The sequence below is a fragment of the Actinomadura sp. NBRC 104425 genome, from assembly GCF_030269545.1.
In the GTDB taxonomy this organism is placed as follows: domain Bacteria; phylum Actinomycetota; class Actinomycetes; order Streptosporangiales; family Streptosporangiaceae; genus Spirillospora; species Spirillospora keratinilytica.
In genome coordinates this window covers 1-16,870 of record NZ_BSTN01000028.1, presented here as the reverse complement: position 1 = coordinate 16,870, position 16,870 = coordinate 1, and the positions used below count along the sequence as shown (strand labels likewise).

13 protein-coding genes are annotated in these 16,870 nt (G+C 71.3%); 11 read left to right on the top strand and 2 right to left on the bottom strand.

The genetic code is table 11. The annotated features are described in order from the left end of the window. Nucleotides 1-21: 21 nt before the first annotated feature. The 5 genes from QSK22_RS28150 to QSK22_RS28130 are packed head-to-tail and all read left to right on the top strand — an operon-like array spanning nucleotide 22 to nucleotide 6,731. Nucleotides 22-1,410 (top strand): SDR family NAD(P)-dependent oxidoreductase, encoded by a 1,389-nt coding sequence (locus QSK22_RS28150; protein ID WP_285497440.1) that lies wholly within the window; start codon nucleotides 22-24, stop codon nucleotides 1,408-1,410. Then, nucleotides 1,410-2,558 carry a leucine-rich repeat domain-containing protein gene (locus QSK22_RS28145; RefSeq protein ID WP_285497439.1) on the top strand — a complete coding sequence of 383 codons (1,149 nt, stop codon included), beginning with the start codon at nucleotides 1,410-1,412 and terminating at the stop codon, nucleotides 2,556-2,558. Before QSK22_RS28150 ends, QSK22_RS28145 begins: the two co-directional genes overlap by 1 nt. Next, nucleotides 2,555-4,345 carry an ankyrin repeat domain-containing protein gene (locus QSK22_RS28140; protein WP_285497438.1) on the top strand — a complete coding sequence of 597 codons (1,791 nt, stop codon included), beginning with the start codon at nucleotides 2,555-2,557 and terminating at the stop codon, nucleotides 4,343-4,345. The genes QSK22_RS28145 and QSK22_RS28140 overlap by 4 nt, the downstream gene beginning before the upstream one ends. After that, nucleotides 4,342-5,541 carry an AAA family ATPase gene (locus QSK22_RS28135; protein ID WP_285497437.1) on the top strand — a complete coding sequence of 400 codons (1,200 nt, stop codon included), beginning with the start codon at nucleotides 4,342-4,344 and terminating at the stop codon, nucleotides 5,539-5,541. Before QSK22_RS28140 ends, QSK22_RS28135 begins: the two co-directional genes overlap by 4 nt. Beyond that, complete coding sequence (locus QSK22_RS28130) at nucleotides 5,541-6,731, top strand: vWA domain-containing protein (RefSeq protein ID WP_285497436.1); 1,191 nt, start codon at nucleotides 5,541-5,543, stop codon at nucleotides 6,729-6,731. The genes QSK22_RS28135 and QSK22_RS28130 overlap by 1 nt, the downstream gene beginning before the upstream one ends. Nucleotides 6,732-7,265: 534 nt before the next feature. On the opposite strand, the gene QSK22_RS28125 is transcribed toward QSK22_RS28130, so the two are convergent. Next, nucleotides 7,266-7,706 carry an ATP-binding protein gene (locus QSK22_RS28125; protein WP_285497434.1) on the bottom strand — a complete coding sequence of 147 codons (441 nt, stop codon included), beginning with the start codon at nucleotides 7,704-7,706 and terminating at the stop codon, nucleotides 7,266-7,268. 716 nt (nucleotides 7,707-8,422) lie between these two features. Between QSK22_RS28125 and QSK22_RS28120 the strand changes: the two genes are divergently transcribed. Continuing rightward, complete coding sequence (locus tag QSK22_RS28120) at nucleotides 8,423-10,159, top strand: GMC oxidoreductase (RefSeq protein ID WP_285497433.1); 1,737 nt, start codon at nucleotides 8,423-8,425, stop codon at nucleotides 10,157-10,159. Between the two features lie 13 nt (nucleotides 10,160-10,172). On the opposite strand, the gene QSK22_RS28115 is transcribed toward QSK22_RS28120, so the two are convergent. After that, complete coding sequence (locus tag QSK22_RS28115; RefSeq protein WP_285497432.1) at nucleotides 10,173-11,345, bottom strand: TNT domain-containing protein; 1,173 nt, start codon at nucleotides 11,343-11,345, stop codon at nucleotides 10,173-10,175. A 91-nt stretch (nucleotides 11,346-11,436) separates the two neighbouring features. Between QSK22_RS28115 and QSK22_RS28110 the strand changes: the two genes are divergently transcribed. From QSK22_RS28110 to QSK22_RS28090, 5 genes are all read left to right on the top strand, one after another. After that, complete coding sequence (locus QSK22_RS28110; protein ID WP_285497431.1) at nucleotides 11,437-11,847, top strand: hypothetical protein; 411 nt, start codon at nucleotides 11,437-11,439, stop codon at nucleotides 11,845-11,847. A 486-nt stretch (nucleotides 11,848-12,333) separates the two neighbouring features. Beyond that, nucleotides 12,334-13,014, top strand: coding sequence for an SMI1/KNR4 family protein (locus QSK22_RS28105; protein WP_285497430.1), 681 nt, complete (start codon nucleotides 12,334-12,336; stop codon nucleotides 13,012-13,014). An 826-nt stretch (nucleotides 13,015-13,840) separates the two neighbouring features. After that, nucleotides 13,841-14,746 carry a dihydropteroate synthase gene (gene folP / locus QSK22_RS28100; protein ID WP_285497429.1) on the top strand — a complete coding sequence of 302 codons (906 nt, stop codon included), beginning with the start codon at nucleotides 13,841-13,843 and terminating at the stop codon, nucleotides 14,744-14,746. 654 nt (nucleotides 14,747-15,400) lie between these two features. Beyond that, nucleotides 15,401-15,673 carry a hypothetical protein gene (locus QSK22_RS28095; RefSeq protein WP_285497428.1) on the top strand — a complete coding sequence of 91 codons (273 nt, stop codon included), beginning with the start codon at nucleotides 15,401-15,403 and terminating at the stop codon, nucleotides 15,671-15,673. 407 nt (nucleotides 15,674-16,080) lie between these two features. Continuing rightward, on the top strand, nucleotides 16,081-16,362 hold the full coding sequence (locus tag QSK22_RS28090) for a site-specific integrase (RefSeq protein ID WP_352231494.1): 282 nt from the start codon (nucleotides 16,081-16,083) through the stop codon (nucleotides 16,360-16,362). Nucleotides 16,363-16,870: the final 508 nt, after the last annotated feature.

Sequence of the window (16,870 nt, the reverse complement as noted above, 5' to 3'; positions counted from 1 at the left end):
CGCAGGTGGGGGGCCAGCGCGGTGGCGTCGATCGAATCCGAGCCGACACAGGCCGACATCGACACGTGCCTGCGGGTGCTGGGGCACGTGGCCTCGGCGAACCCCGACGATCCCCGCTGGCAGCAGGTGCGGCGCGCCGTCGGCGACGCGTACCGGGCGGACAAGAAGGCGCGCAAGGCGGCGCGGCGCGAGGAGCGGCGGCGGCACGACAGAAAGGCCCTGGCCGCGTCCGAACGCCACCGCGAGCAGGACCCTGCACCCGATCCCGCGCCCGGCCCCGAGCGTGAGCAGGCGCCGCGGCGGCTGTTCCGCGCGCGGTACTGCTACGTCTGCAAGGCGCCCTACCGGCAGGTGCACCCGCAGTACCACATGATGTGCCCGCCGTGCGCGCAGCAGAACGCCGCCCGCCGGCACGCCCGCGCCGACCTGCGCGGACGCCGCGCACTGGTGACCGGCGGACGGGTGAAGATCGGCTTCCACACGGCGCTGAAGCTGCTGCGCGACGGCGCCGAGGTGCTGGTGACGACCCGGTTCCCCCGGGACGCGGCGCGCCGGTTCGCCGCCGTCGCCGACGCCCGCGACTGGCTCGACCGCCTGCACGTCCACGGCGTCGACTTCCTCGACCTGCCCGCCGTGGCCGACCTGGTCGAGCTGGTGCACCGGCGGTTCGACCATCTCGACATCCTGGTCAACAACGCCGCCCAGACGATCCGCCGCCCGCCCGCCTACTACCGCGAGGTGCGCGCCGCCGAAGGTCGCGCACTGACCGGCGCCGCGGCGCGCGTGGCCGTGTCCGGCGCGGCCCGTCCCGCGCTCGCCCCCGGGCAGGCCCCCAAGCCCCTGCCCGACGCGGGCTGGGACGCGGGCTGGGAGGCGCTGTTCCCGGCCGGGCGCACCGACGAGACCGGCCAGCCGCTCGACCTGCGCGACCGCAACAGCTGGGTGCTGCGGCTGGAAGAGGTGCCGCCCGGGGAATGGCTGGAGGTGCACGTGGTGAACGCCTTCGTGCCGTTCCTGCTGACCTCCCGGCTGCGCGGCCTGATGGAGGCGTCCCCGCACCCCGACCGGTACGTGGTGCAGGTGTCGGCGATGGAGGGCAGCTTCTCGCGGTCGTACAAGTCCGCGATGCACCCGCACACCAACATGGCCAAGGCGGCGCTGAACATGATGACCCGGACGTCGGCCGCCGACTACGCCGCGTCCGGCATCCACATGAACAGCGTCGACACCGGCTGGGTCACCGACGAGCGGCCCCACCCCAGCCGCATGGTGCAGCGCGCGCTCGGCTTCCGCCCGCCGCTGGACGTCATCGACGGGGCCGCCCGCGTGTACGACCCGATTGTGCGGGGCGTGCGCGGCGAACCCGTGCATGGACTGTTCCTCAAGGACTACCGCCCAGTGGAGTGGTGATGACTGCCCCCGAGACACAGCCCACCCCGGTACGTTGCCCCGCCATCGAGCACCCCGACGTCCCGGCGGCCGACCCGGCCGCCCTGGAACCGCTGCTGGCGCGCCTGGGCGACGCGTCCGCGGTCGACACCGACGAGACGTTCTCCCTGGGCACGCTGCGCCCGGACGGTCGTGTGGACCTGTGCAAGCAGGGCCTGGGGCCGCAGGGCGTCGCGCGCCTCCTGCCGGTGGCCGTCGCGTCGCCCCACGCGGTGCACCTGCTGCTGGGCACCAACGCCATGGGGAACGAAGGCGTGCGCGCCATCGCGCAAGCGCTCGTCCCCGGGCACGGCGTCGAAACGCTCTACATGGGCTGCAACCGCATCGACGGCGAAGGCATCGCCGTGCTCGCCGAACGGCTGGCGGACGACGACACGGTGCGGGCCGTGTGGCTCAAGCGCAACCCCGTCCGCGACAAGGGCGTGCACGCGCTCGCGGCCATGCTCCGCCGCAACACGACGATCCGCACCCTCGACCTGGTCAACACGGGCGTCACCCTGGACGGCCTGCGCGTACTGCGGGACGCGCTGGCGGAACGCCCGCAACCGGTCGAGCGCCTCTTCCTCGGGGGCAACGGCTTCGCCGCCGACGCGGCCCCTCTGCTGGCCGCCCTCATACGCGACGCGGGCGTGCGCGAACTGTACCTCTCGTCGAACCACCTGGGGGACGCGGGCGTCGCCGCCCTGGCCGAAGCGGCGGACCCGGCCCGTCCCGTACGGCTGGGGCTGGGCGGCAACGGCATCGGCCCCGACGGCGCGCGCGCTCTGGCGGACGCCCTGGACGGCATCGAAACACTCGACCTCGGGCGTCCACGTTCACAACGCGTTCTGGGCGCACCCGCCAACGCCACCGGCGACGAAGGCGCGTCCGCCCTCGCCGACGCCATCCCCGGCAGCCCCCTGCGCACCCTCAACCTCGCCCGCTCCGGCATCACCGGACGCGGCGCCAAGAAACTGCTGGCCCGGGTGAGCGACAACGAGACGCGCCTGGAGCAGGTGCGGCTCGGCCCCAACGTCCCGCGCCGCGTCAAGCGCGCGCTGAACGCGCTGATGCGCCCCCTCACCCCGGCGCATCCCGACATCCGGCTGATCGGGAGCGTGTACCGGTGAGCGAACGCGACACCCCCGCCCAACCGAAACCGGGCACCAGCGCGTGCAAACCGTTCGACGACGAACACGCGGGCATGTGGGCGCGGACCCGCCGGTACGCGGTGCCCCGCTGGATGATCGAGGAGGCGACACAGCGGCGCCTGGCCGGGGACTGGCGGGGCGCCTGCGCCGCCGCCGGCGTCGACGTCGCCTTCGACCTCGCCGAGGTGGCCCGCTCGGCGGGCCCGGCCGTCGCCGAGGCGCTGGAGGACGACCTGCGGCACTTCGCGCCCGACCTGCTGCGCTGGCACCTGCCCCGCCACGAGCAGCAGTGGAGCCCGCAGACGATGATCACGGGCGGCCGCGTGATCGTGCTGAACGCCTACGACCGGCCGCGGCTGCGCGCCGCCCTGCAGGTCGCCACCCCCGACGGCGTCCCGGCGCAGCGGCTGACGCTGCGGTTCGGCCCGGTGACCGTCGGCACCGCGAAGACCCCGCGGCCCCAACTCGACTGGTCGGCGGCCCGCCACGTGTGGGACGCGCGGCACGCGCACGAACTCCTCGCCCGGCACGGCGGCTCGGACCGCGTCCCGTTCTTCAACGCCGACGGCTCCCCGCGCCGCCCGGACGAACTGCCCACCGAGAACCCGGGCCCGGACGACCCCGTCCGCTTCGCCGAATGGATCACGCTGCTGCACGACCGCGGCGACGTCGAACAGGAGCTCGCCGCCGCGGGCATCGCCCTGGACGGCGGCGCGGCCCTCCACCACAGGATCGATCCGCTGGCCGTGCTGCGCTCCAGCGTGCTGGCCGTCCACCGGCTGCGCCCCGAACTGCGGCGGCTCGCCCGCGCGGGCATCGTCCGCGACTGGCACATCCCGATCGGCGACCAGATCACGAACTGGGGGCTGCGCAACTTCGTCGCGGTCGTGGACCAGACCGACGCCGACGATCCGACGCGCTTCAGCGACGGCCTGCGCCTCGTCATGCGGCACGACCTGAGCCCCGGCGAGCGGCGGCGGCGGGGCCGAGCCTCCAGCGTCCCGCTGCCCGAGGTGTATTGGCGGCGCCTGCCCGACCTGGACCTGCTGCGCGCCGGACGGCTCACCCCCGAGGACCTGCACCCGCTGGTGCGTTCGGCGCTGTTCCCCGCCCGGGACGCGCCCGGCGACGGCCGCCCGATCGGCCCGCCCGACCCCGGGCCGCCCCCGGTCATCCGCGTCCGCTGCCGGGGCGCCTGGCACAAGGTGTCCTACCGGGACGGCGTCCTGCACACGCACGACCACACCGACGAGGAACGGCGGCGCGAGCAGGCGCTCAAGGCGTTCGGCGGCAAGGTCGTCGGCTGCTTCGCCGTCCGCCAGAGCTGGACGTCCGCCGGATGGATGCCGCGCGATCTGCGCGGCCAGCGCAACGAGCTGTTCCAGCGGATGCGGCACGGCGACACGCCCGGCGTGGTCCGCATGCTCGACCTGGGCCACGACCCGCACGCGCGCGACGGCACAGGAACCACGCTCCCGCACCTGCTCCACCACGTCGACCATCGGCCGCTGCTGCCGCGCCTGCTGGCGGCGGGCCTGGACCTGGAGGCGCTCGACGTACGCGGCCACACCCCGCTGTTCCGCGCCGTCTCCGAGGGCGCCTCCGCGGACCTCGTCCGGGCACTGGTGGACGCCGGGGCGCGCACCGACGTCCGCGGCTACGTCTACCCGGGCGGCTTTGTGAACCTCGCCCAGCTGATCGACATCCGCAAACGTCGCGACCTGCACTTCCTCAAGGACCTGGTCGCCGCACAGGGGGACGCATGACCGATGAAACCGCCCGCGACCACGACGCCCTCGCCCTGGCCGACGAGCTCAACCGGCGCGCCGGGGCGTGGCGCACCGAACCCGCCCAGGACCACCGGTTCGAGGCGCTGGCGCTCGCGGTCACCGCGAACCTGCCCGTCCTGCTGTGGGGCGAGCCGGGCATCGGCAAGTCCGCCGGGATGCGCCGGCTCGCCGACGGCCTCGGCGTCCCCCTGGAAACGGTGATCGCCAGCGTGCACGAGCCGTCCGACTTCGCCGGACTGCCGATCGTCGGCGACGACCCGGCGACCACCGGCGTGCCGATGGCGCCGCCGGACTGGGCGGTGCGCGTCGCCCGCGCCGGACGCGGCCTGGTGTTCTTCGACGAGCTGTCGTCCGCGCCGCCCGCCGTCCAGGCCGCCCTGCTGCGCGTGGTGCTGGAACGCCGCGTCGGCAGCCTGACCCTGCCCGAGCCGGTGCGCGTCGTCGCGGCCGCCAACCCGCCGTCCAGCGCCGCCGACGGCTGGCACCTGAGCCCGCCGCTGGCCAACCGGTTCGTCCACCTGCACTGGACGCACGACCCGCACACGGTGGCGCGCGGCATGGCGGGCACCTGGCCGCAGGTCTCCATACCCAAGATCGAACCCGCGCGGATGCCGTCCGCGGTGGCGCGGGCCCGCGGAGCGGTGTCGGGCTTCCTCACCGCGCGCCCCGGCCTGACCCACCAGCTGCCCGGCGACGCCGAGGCGCGCGGCGGCGCCTGGCCCTCGCCCCGCAGCTGGGAGATGGTGCTGCGGCTGCTCGCCACCGGGTACGCCACGGGCGCCGGACGCGAGGCGCTGTCGGCCGTCGTCGTCGGCGCCGTCGGGGAGGGCGCGGGCCTGGAACTGCTGGTCTACCTGGACAACCTCGACCTGCCCGACCCCGACCGGGTGCTGGCCGACCCGGACGCGTTCACGCTGCCCGACCGCGGCGACCGGCAGCTGGCGTTCCTCACCTCGGTGGTCGCGGCCGTCCAGGGCCGACTCACCCGCAGCCGCTGGGAGGCGGGCTGGACGGTGCTGGCCAAGGCGGTCGACGCGGGCGTCCCGGACGTCGCGGCGCGCGCGGCGGTCGACCTGGCCGCCCTGCGCGACGTCGACTGGCCCGTGCCCAGCGGAATCGATGCGTTCCTCGACCTGCTGCAGCTGTCGGGCGCGCTCACCGGCGACCGCTGATGACCGGGTCCTCCGCACCGCATCTGGACAGGACCAAGCTGCTGGCCGCCCGGTTCCGCGCCGCATCGCAACGCCCCTACCTGGCGTCCGCGCTGTACTCGCTGTCGGTCGTCCCGTCCGCCGCCGTCCCGACGATGGGCGTCGACCGGTACTGGCGCTGCTACGTGTCACCCGCGTTCGTCGACGCCACCCCCGTGGAGGAGCTGGCGGGCGTGTGGATCCACGAGGCCGCGCACCTGCTGCGCGACCACCACGGCCGCGCCGACCGGCTGGCCCCGAAGCTGCGCCGCGACCGGCTGCGCATCAACCTCGCCCAGGACTGCGAGATCAACGACGACCTGCTCGCCGACGGGCTGACCCTGCCCGCCGACTGCCTCACGCCCGCCGACTACGGCCTGCCGCCCGGACGGCTGTTCGAGGAGTACCTACCGGGCGTGCCCGCCTTCGACGGCCACGACTGCGGATCGGGCGCCCACGGCGAACCCTCCCCGTGGGACCTCGGCGCCGCCGACGGCACCGCCCCGCGCGTCACCGAGACCGAGGCCCAGGCGATCCGCAGGCACACCGCCGAGGCGATGCGCGCCCACCAACGCACCCGCGGCGACCTCCCCGACGGATGGCGCCGCTGGGCCGAACAGGTGTTGGAACCCGCCGTCGACTGGCGGCGCGTGCTGGCCGGGGCCGTCCGCGAGGCGCTGTCGTGGGCGAGCGGCGCCGTCGACTACACCTACCGCCGCCCGTCCCGCCGCGGCCCGGCCCTGCGCGGCGTCGTCCTGCCGAGCCTGCGCCGCCCGCTGCCGCGCGTCGCCGTCGTCATCGACACCTCCGGCTCGATGGGGGAGGACGAGCTGGCCGCCGCGCTGGCCGAGGTCACCGGGGTGCTGCGCGAGGTGGGCGTGCGCGGCGACCGCGTCACCGTGCTCAGCGTCGACGCCGACGTGCAGGCTGCGTCGCGGGTCACCGCGGCCGACCAGATCGAGCTGAGGGGCGGCGGCGGCACCGACATGCGCGTGGGGATCCGCCGGGCCCTGGAGACGCCGCACCCGCCCGGCGTCGTCATCGTCCTCACCGACGGCTTCACCCCCTGGCCGGACGAGCCCGCCGCCTGCCGACTGATCGCGGTACTCATCGGCGGGTCCGCTCCAGAGCCGCCACCCTGGGCCGAAACAGTCCGCATACCAACTCCCTGAGCGCCGGTCCGCTTCGTCAACGGGGCACACCGTCGCCGCCGCGCGGGCCGTCACGCCGCTGCGCAGACAGGCCGCACCATCGTGCCTCGGGGACCACCAGGCGTCCTGGTCCGCTGCCCGGTTGCCGGGCGCGCGATGCCTGCCTGGGGCAGGGAGCGTCGGGTGTTCGTGGTGTGGGCCGCTGTCGTCTCGGGGCGCATCGGTGACGGCGCGCGGGCTGTCATGCCACGCCGTGGTCACCCACTGCGCGCGCGAACCGCACCATCGTGCCTCGGGGACCACTAGGCGTCCTGGTCCGCTGCCCGGTTGCCGGGCGCGCGATGCCTGCCTGGGGCAGAGAGCGTCGGGTGTTCGTGGTGCGGGTCGCTGTCGTCTCGGGGCGCATTGGTGACGGCGTGCGGGCTGTCATGCCACGCCGTGGTCACCCACTGCGCGCGCGAACCGCACCATCGTGTTCGGCTCGGAGAGCACCGGCTGCCCTGGGCCTGCGGCCCGCGAGCTGGACGCGCGGTGCTTGGAGTGAGATGGGCGGCTTCAGGCGTGGACGACGAACCAGAGGAGCGTCTCGGTGGGGGTCTGCTCCAGGCCCCACTCCTCGGCGAGGCTGTCGATGACGAGCAGCCCGCGCCCGTGGTCGGCCGGCTGCCGGCACGCGGCACCGGCGTTCCCGGGCCGTTCCGGCCCGTCGGCCTCGTTCTCGGGCGGGTGGCCCGGGCTTCGGGCGGGGCCCTCGTCGCGGACCTCGACGCGCAGCCGCCGTCCGTCCGTGGCCACGCCGATCTGCACCACCCCGGTGCCGTGCAGGACGGCGTTGGCGACGGCCTCGGCGGTCATCAGCTCGATGTCGTCCAGCGCCACCGGATCGTCCACCACCTTGGCGGCGCGTTCCCGGACGATCCTGCGGGCGGCCCGCCCCTGCCGCGCGCCGCCGGTGAGGGCCAGCCGGTCGCCGAGGGCGTCCATCGCGGCGGTCATGGCGTCACTGCCGGTAGCGGCCGCCGCGCGGCGGAGTGCGGGAGGCCCCGCGTCCGTCGGGCCGGGGCCGGGTTCGTCCTGCCGAGCATCACGTGATCACCATTCCGCGGTCGAGTGCACACCGCAATCATTCCCCTGCGCAAAGTGATGAGCAATGTGGCACGCACACCGATGTTTGACCTGATGTGGACACGCCTGCAAACTGCACGTCCGCAACACGTCACCTGGATGTCGTAACGCCCAATCATGCCCACATATCTACGACAATCTGCGTAATCCGCGCAGAAACAATGGTCAGACGCTTGTCGGCGGCTGACTTCTTCGGGACGACCTGCTGGCATTCGCCGCGGTGATGCCGGTCGCACTGACGGTGACGGCCCTCCCCGGGTGCGGCCGACGCCGCACCCGCGTGCCGCGCCAGGCGAGTTGCCCGCGAGCGGCCGCCCGGCGCGGCCGGGCCAAGCGCGCGCGGTCAGCGCGCACGTGCCGCATGAGGGCTGAAGTCAGAAACGGGTGCACAAACGTCCGACAATCACCCGGAGTAAGGCACTCAAATCAGCCCCTCCAGTGAATGCCTTTTCGGATGGGCCGTTAGCCGCCTTTTATCAGGCCGCTGACAAGTCGCCTGCACAGTTGCCGCATTCTCTGCGTGGTGCGCGGCACCGTGACGGGCCGATAGTCGGAGACCGTGTTCTTCGGCTTCAGGGAGGGTCCCCATGGCTGCTGACCCCGAAGGCTTCGACGTCGACGTGGTCGTGATCGGATCGGGGTTCGGCGGCAGCGTCTCGGCGCTACGGCTCACCGAGAAGGGGTACCGGGTCGCCGTCCTGGAGGCCGGCCGCCGCTACGACGAGTCCAACCTGCCCAAGACCTCCTGGCGTCTGCGGCGGTACCTGTGGGCGCCGCGCCTCGGCCTGCGCGGCATCCAGCGCATGCACCTGGTGCGGGGCGAGGCCGGCGTGCTCGTGCTGGCCGGCGCCGGGGTCGGCGGCGGCTCGCTCGTCTACGCCAACACCCTCTACCAGCCGCCCCGCCCGTTCTTCACCGACCGCCAGTGGGGGCACATCACCGACTGGCAGGACGAACTCCAGCCGTTCTACGACCAGGCCCGCCGCATGCTAGGCGTCACCGTCAACCCCCTGGTCACCCCTGCGGACGAGGCGATGCGCCGCGTCGCCGAACGGATGGGCGTGGGCGACACCTACCACCCGACCCCCGTCGGGGTGTTCTTCGGTGACGAGCACACCAAGCCCGGGGAGGAGACGGACGACCCCTACTTCGGAGGCGCGGGCCCCCGGCGCACCGCATGCACGGCCTGCGGCGGCTGCATGGTCGGCTGCAAGGTGGGTGCGAAGAACACCCTCACCAAGAACTACCTCTTCCTGGCCGAACGCGCCGGCGCCGCAATCGTCCCCGACACCACCGTCACGGCCGTCGTCCCCCGCCCGGACGGCGGCTACGACATACACGCCGTCCGCTCCGGGGCGCTCTCCGGCCGCCGCCGGGTGCGGCTCTCCGCGCAACAGGTCGTCTTCGCCGCCGGAACGTACGGCACCCAACGGCTTCTCCACCGCATGCGCGCCAAGGGCGTCCTTCCCCGTCTGTCCCCGCGGCTGGGTGAGCTGACCCGCACCAACTCCGAAGCGCTCCTGGGCGTGGAACGCCTCACCCTGTGGCACCGCTCCAAGGACGTCGACCACAGCACCGGCCTGGCCATCACCTCGTCCTTCCACCCCGACGAGCACACGCACATCGAACCGACGCGCTACGGGCCGGGCCAGAACCTCATGGGGCTCATCCGGACCCTTCTCATCGACGGCGGCGGCCGCGTCCCCCGCTGGGCCAAGTTCCTTGGCCAGGCCGTACGGCGGCCCGACGTCGTACTACGCGGCCTCTCCCTGCGGGACTGGTCACGGCGCACCATCATCGCCCTCGTCATGCAGACCGCCGACAACTCCATCACCGTGACCGAACGCCGCACCCTCCTGGGCCGCCGCCTGACGGCCCGCCAAGGCATCGGCGAACCCAACCCCACCTGGATCCCCGTCGCGCACAAGGCCGTGCGGCTGCTGGCGGAAGAACTCCACGCCACCCCCGGCGGCACATGGTTCGACCTGTTCAACATCCCGACCACCGCCCACTTCATCGGAGGCTGCGTCATCGGCGACTCCCCCGAGACAGGAGTCATCGACCCCTACCACCGCGTCTACGGGCATCCGGGCCTGCACATCGTCGACGGGTCCGCCGTGACCGCGAACCTGGGCGTCAACCCGTCGCTCACCATCACCGCCCAGGCCGAACGCGCCATGAGCTTCTGGCCCAACCGCGGAGACGCCGACCCCCGCCCTCCGCTGGGCACGCCCTACCGACGCATCCGCAGCGTCCCGCCGCGCAACCCCGCCGTCCCACCCGACGCCCCGGCCGCGCTCGCCCTGCCGGAACCGCCGGCATGACGAACCGCGTGCCCTAACGGGCGACGACCAGCGAACCGTCGGCGAGCAGCTCCGCGAAAGAGCGCTCGAAGATGTACGCGGTGCCGCCCCCGGGCTGGTCGAACGACGGCAGCGTCACGCCCATCAGCACCTTCAGCGGCCGCTGCAACCGGAACATCTGGTAGGGGCGGTTCGCCCAGTCCGGCGGCAGTGACCGCTGGGGGAGGGGCGTGCCCGCGGTGAACGCCACGTTCCCGCTGTTGTCGCCGTAGCGGTCGACCGTCGTCCCCGGGGGCAGCTCGATCATCTGCCGGTTGCGGAACAGAGTGAGCGGAGGCTCCCCCGGAAGCGGCTCGATCGCCCCGTCCTTGGACTTGTGTCCAGGCTTGAACAGCAGACCACCGACAAGGTACGTCGCCGCCTGCTCAGGGGTGTCGAACATGGCGTGCCTGCGCCGCTCCCCGTGACGCGACTGGAAAACCGCCCAGCGGCCACCCTCCGGCACCATGCACCAGGCGCCGTCCACGACCTCACCGATCCGGTACGCGCCGGAGTCCACGCCCAGTTCCTTCAAGCGCCGCTGCAGCTCCGCCGCCCACTCGTCCGGCGGAGCCACCTGCGCGTGAGGCGGCGGCATCGGCGGCGCCCCAGGGGGGAACGGCGCCGGCCCACCCGGGTAGGGCTGCCCGAACCCCGGCGGCCATGCGGGCGCAGGCGGAGCTGGGGGAGGCCCACCGAAAGGCACTGCACCCGGCCCCTGGAACGGCCCCGGAAACGGCGCCGGAGGCGGCCCCGGCTGGGGCGGTCCAGGGGGAGGCAGCGGCACGGGCGGATCCGGCTCCCGCTGCCCGGTCGCGATCTCGATCGCCGCGTCCATCGCGGTGTCGCCCACCTCGGCGGGCTGGAAGTTCCGCGTCCGGATGTGATGCACCAGCTCGGGCTGCGGCGGAATGCCGTGCTCCTTGAGGTAGTAGTAGACGGCCCCCGCCCACACCCACGTCCCGTCCGTGTGGAAGATCAGCGGAACCTTGTCGCCCCGGGAAGGATCGACCTGGTCCGGCGCGAACGACCGCGCCGCCATGACCACCTTCCCGTTGCGCAGGTACTCCACCACCCGCTCGACCTCGTGCTCTGGTACGGGAGGACGCGATACCGACGGCCGCTTCCCGTGCTCCCCGCCTTCGTCGAACACCCGCGCCAGATGCATGCCCCAGAACATACACACCGAACGCACTGCGAAACGCGCGAGCCTTCCCGCCGAGTTGATCCGCCGGCGGCAGGCGCACCGTTCCACTGGTATGGGAATCCTGCTCCGCCTACTCACAGCCGCAGGACTGGCGGCCGACGCCTACGTCCACTGGCAGTTCGCACCGGAAATGGCCCCCGGCCCCGGCGGCAGCGACGGCACCATCCCCGGAGACGACCTCTTCCGGGCCCAGGCCGTCCTCGCCGCGGTATCAGGCGTCCTCGTCCTCGCGTGGGCCCGCAGATGGACCTACGCGATCGCCTTCCTCGTCGCCGGAAGCGCCGTCGGCGCCCTCCTCCTCTACTACTACGTGGACGTCGGCCGACTCGGCCCCATCCCCGCCATGCACGACCCCAGCTGGTACACCGATAAAACAATCAGCCTCGTAGGCGAAGGCATAGCCACCCTCGCCGCCGCCATAGGTTTCCTGACCACCCCCCGCCCCTCCCAGGAGCAGCCCTAGGCCACGTCCGGGGATCTTGGCATCCGGCTCTTGAGTGCGGGTGGGGGCCGGGTCGTCCGCTGCGTGCTTGCGAGTCTGCGGCTTCGCCGCCGTCATGTGCGAGCGGGCCGGTGCGGCGGCCGCCCTGCCGACGGAGCAACTGTGGTCGTCGCCCTGGTCGCCGCACTGCTGCGGGCCCATCATGATCGACCGGACACACCCTAGGACACGTTTCGAAGTTGGCCAGAGCCGTTCGTTGATGGCGGCGATGTGGACGGTGGCCTGCTAGCGGACGGCGAGCTCGTCGTGGTCGGCCGCCGCGGACGCCGGGCCGGCGCCGGTGGTCGGCCTGATTCGCAAATCGTGGCCGCGATGCCTCACTGCGTCCGGCGTACGACATGCCGCCACTCACCACACTTCGAAACAGGTCCTGCCCCTGCCCGAATAGGCCTGTGTCGTCTTTCTCTGCGGACATCGCCGTCACTCACCTTGGATATCGTGCCGACCATGGCGCCCCCCGACTGGTCGGACGTACGTGAACGGCTCGCCCGCCTGGCCGCCAATGACCCGGGCGATGACCTCGGAGCGATGAGTCACAGGTGGCACCTCGAGCCGCCGCTGAGCACCGCCGATCTCCAAGACCTCGAGGAGCAACTGCGGGTGGAACTGCCCGGTGAGTACCGATCCTTCCTCGTTGAGGCCGGCAGGGGAGGAGCAGGACCCGCGTACGGCCTCTTCCCGGTCCGCCGAGTGGACGGGCGATGGCGCTGGGCGGGCGACGGCGCCAATTTGACCGACCTCGACACGCTGGCAGAGCCCTTCCCGCACACCGAAGCGTTCAACCCGGCCGACGCGCTGCCCGACCCGCCCGACGAAGCGGACTACAGCTCACCCGAGGCCTTCAACAAGGCCGAGGACGCCTACTGGAAGAAGTACGAGGAGGTCCTCTGCCGGCCTGAGCATTCGGTCGGGCTCCTGTACCTGTGCCATCTGGGCTGTGCGCTACGCGAGGCGCTCGTCGTCAGCGGCCCGGCAAGGGGCCAGATGTGGGCGGACTACATGGCCGACGGCCGCGGTTTCCGGCCGCTCCTCGACACCGACGGAAAGCCGATGGGATTCGCCCGCTGGTACCGCCGGTGGCTGGACAACGCCGAAGCCCGACTCTCCCAGAACACCCCACCAACATAGAGAAAACAACCCTTCATGGACCCCTCTCACGTCCAGCCCGACGCAACCAGTGGCCGGAATGCGGCAACGTTCAACCCAGCAATTCGGGCGACGACCCGATGGGGCCACAACAAAGACAGCGCCGCCGTCCCACGGCCGTACAAGCCAAAGACGGCTGCGACGAGACAATCCCCGGCGGCCACGCCCCCAAAGGCGGCACGGACACCGAATCTGACCGCCCCGCTCCCCTAGACCGGTCCACCGCAAGCCAGTCCGCCGCCGAGCGATCTGAGGCGCCACCGAACCTGCCCGCCCCCACGGCCGGGCCGCGCGCGGCCAGCGCGCCGCTTGCCGCGCAACTCCGCCAGCACCCGCAGGCCATCCCACCGAGGAGACGGGCGGAAACCAACCCCACCGTCTGCGATGAACGCCAACCTACCGGCCGACGCGTCCCCCAAAAGGTGCGACGACATCACTTTTGCGACGGTGAAGGGGATAGCTGAGGCACTGGCGAAAAGACAGAAGAGACGTCCTTGAGGATTGCGTGACGCAACCCAGGAGATGATGATTCCGAGCCTGCTCTAGCTGAGAAAACTCAAGCCTATTCGTCGCTCTTATCAGTTTCCTCGCAGATCCGGAACAGGCGTGGCCAAGGCACAGAGCCGCCAGCACCGGGCCGCGGGATGGGACCGATCCCGGTTGGAGCCTGGCCTGCTCGGCCCCGCTGCGACCCACCGTGCACCTGAGACGCAGGGTACGCCCGACCTGACAGTGCCGCAGGACGGGCGGCCCGGCGACGATGTGTAGGACTATGCTGGGGCCTGGATCACAGCGAAGGTAGGCGACAGTGACGGAAGCGAACTCCAATATCTACAATCCGCAGATCATCCGCCCTCGGCGGACGATCGGAAGTCGCACCTTCGACTTCTCTCGGCAGGTCGCCGTCATGGCGATAATCAATCGAACGCCTGACTCCTTCCATGACAAAGGTCGGACGTTCGCCCTGGACGCGGCGGTTGCCGCCGTAGAGAACGCGCTCACACACGGCGCCGACTGGCTCGACATCGGGGGCGTGCCGTTCGCCCCGGGCCCTCCCGTCAGCGAGGCGGAAGAAATCGACCGTGTTGTTCCTCTGATCGAGGCTGCTCGCGAACGCACCGACGCGGTGATCTCAGTCGAGACCTTCAGGCCGGAGGTCGCCCGCGCCGCGTTCGCCGCCGGCGCCGACGTACTGAACAATACGAGCGGGCTGCATGACCCGGCCCTCGCCGACGCCGTGGCGGAAACAGGCGCCGCTCTTGTGATCACGCACAGCCTTGCCCAGCCCCGGACGCCTTACCCTCGTCCCGTTTATGACGATGTGGTGGCGGAGGTCGCCGAGTTCCTCAGGGATCGCATCGCCCTGGCGGAAAGCCGCGGCGTCCCGTCCGACAAAATCATAATCGACCCAGGGCACGACCTCAACAAAAACACGTACCACTCGCTGGAACTGACGCGACGTCTAGCGGAGATCGCCGATATCGGCCACCCACTCCTGGCGGCGGTATCTAACAAGGACTTCATCGGCGAAACGGTCAACCGCAAACAACTGGAGCGCGTAGAAGCGACAATCGCCACTGTCGCAGTCTGCATCATGCAGGGCGCCAGAATCGTGCGTGTGCATGATGTCGGCGAAATCGTCCCGGCCGTCCGGATGGTCGAAGGAATCCTGGGGTGGCGTCCTCCCGCAGTGGCCCGCCACAACATTGTCTGACAGTCGAAGTCAGTAGGTGCATTTCGCGGATCTGTGATCTGAGTGCTCACTCGCGCGAACGGCCAAGGGCGTGCCTATGACCCTCCGGAATGCGAATCCTCAGGCCCGCGGAACACCCGAAGGTGCCCACACGCTCAACCGGTCCGCAGCGGATGAGTACTCGTCGGACCCTTACTCCCTTGCATGGGCCTTCGTGCCGGGTCCGGCGTGCTCTCCTGCGTTAAGTGTCCCGATCGGGCCGTCCGCTGGCACAAGCGGCTTCGCGATGCAGGCCAAAGGACGTGGCAGCCTTCCACGTGACTGAGTGCTCCGGGACGCAAGGCCTGAGGTCAGTGGAATCCCCAGAGGGGGCGTACACTCGCCCGAAACGGGCTGCTGATGACTACTCGGCCCCTGCCCCTCGCACGGAAGACCACGCCATGCCGACGGCGCACCGGGTACCTCGATCGGGGGCCGCTGGTCGGCACGAGCGGCTTCGCGCTGCGCGTCGGCCCGCCAAGAGCCCGCAGGGCAGGGCTGGACTGTGAGCGATGATGCCTGCACGATGCGCTATGTGAATCTTGCGACGCCCGGACTTCGGATGACCGATCCGGCATGGGACCGTAGAAGTGAGAGCGGCCAGGGGGCGCTTGGTATGCCGGCCGGTGATGAAACATGCTGCTGATCGTCTGGACCGGGCTCGGCCTCCTCATCGTGCCGCTGCTGATCGGCGCCGGAATCGTCGCCGCGATGTTCCTTGGGGATATTTTCGGTCCCATCGGCACCTCGGTGGGGCTGGCGATCGGCACCGTTCTCCTCATCGTCGTGGGCCGGGCCGTGAACAGGCATCACAATGAGCACACCCTGTACGGTATCCCTGTCCAGCACTGGGCGTGGATCCAAGGCTTCTTCACCGCATTCAGCATCGTCCTCATACTGACCTCCTGATCACCACCCTGGCCACGCCCGGTGGACCCTGGCATCTCGTTGTGGTGGGGCATCCGCCGCCCGCTGCGGTCCCGCGGCACCGCCGCCCCCATCTGCTCACTCTTCGATCACCGGGCCCTAAGGGCCCGCCCCGTACCGGTATGGCGGTCGCCCGCCCGTTCTGTGTGTGAGAAATCATTTCCGCACCGTCGCCAACCTCATCACGGTCGGCACGCCCAGTACCGGGCCACTCGGAGCTGACGGTTGAGCGCAACGTTCTGAACGCGGCGAAGGGGGAACGCCTTTACACGTTCTACATCCTGAGCACCGCCGGACCTGGCTGGACGGCAAGCAGCCGCGCCCCGTCCACCGTCCAGCGAAACCGCTCGATTCTGCACCACGCCTGCGAGGATGCCGTAGAGCTGGGCTTGCTCGACGCCAATCCAGTCAAGACGACCAAGCCGAAGGCTCCCAAGGGCTCGCCCGAGGTTGACCGCCGATCGGTCGTCAACCACACTCAGGCCCGGCGCGTGCACGACCTCCGGCACGCCTGCGTGTCCACCTGGCTGAACGGTGGCGTTCCGGCGCCCCAGGTCGCCGAGTGGGCCGACCACAGCGTCGAGGTCTTGCTTCGCGTCTACGCCAAGTGCATTGACGGCCAAGACGAAACGTCCAAACGCCGCATAGAGCAGGCCCTACGGGGTTACTGATCTTCGGCACGTATTCGGCACGGCCAACCGCCGTGAACCGGTGACGGCCGGACACAGCCGGACATGACGAGAGAAGCGCCCTACCGCGTATCCGCTGGTGGGGCGCTTCTTTGTGATGCTCAGAGGCGGTGGGCAGGGGCGGGGTCGAACCGCCGACCTTCCGCTTTTCAGGTGTAGCAACTGCCGTGATCTAGGAGAAAACGCCGAGGTGGACGGTGTCTCACGGCTGTTGCTGGTGGCCTGTGTGTGGGGCTGTTGTCGTCAGCGTTGTCGTCATCCTCGGCGGTGCTGACCTCGGCTGACGGCGGGGACGACGTGAGGCCTGGCACTTGTTCACCCTGGCGTGTTGTGTCGTGCATTCCCGCTGCCGCGCCTGATCACCACGGTCCGGAGTGCTCATCCGCGCGAACGGCGAGACGGTGTGACAGACAGATTCGCGCGGATGAGTGCTCCGGCTCGCGGGGGGCTGGGGGCCGCGAGGCCCCCGCTTCGGGCATGTCCAACCCCG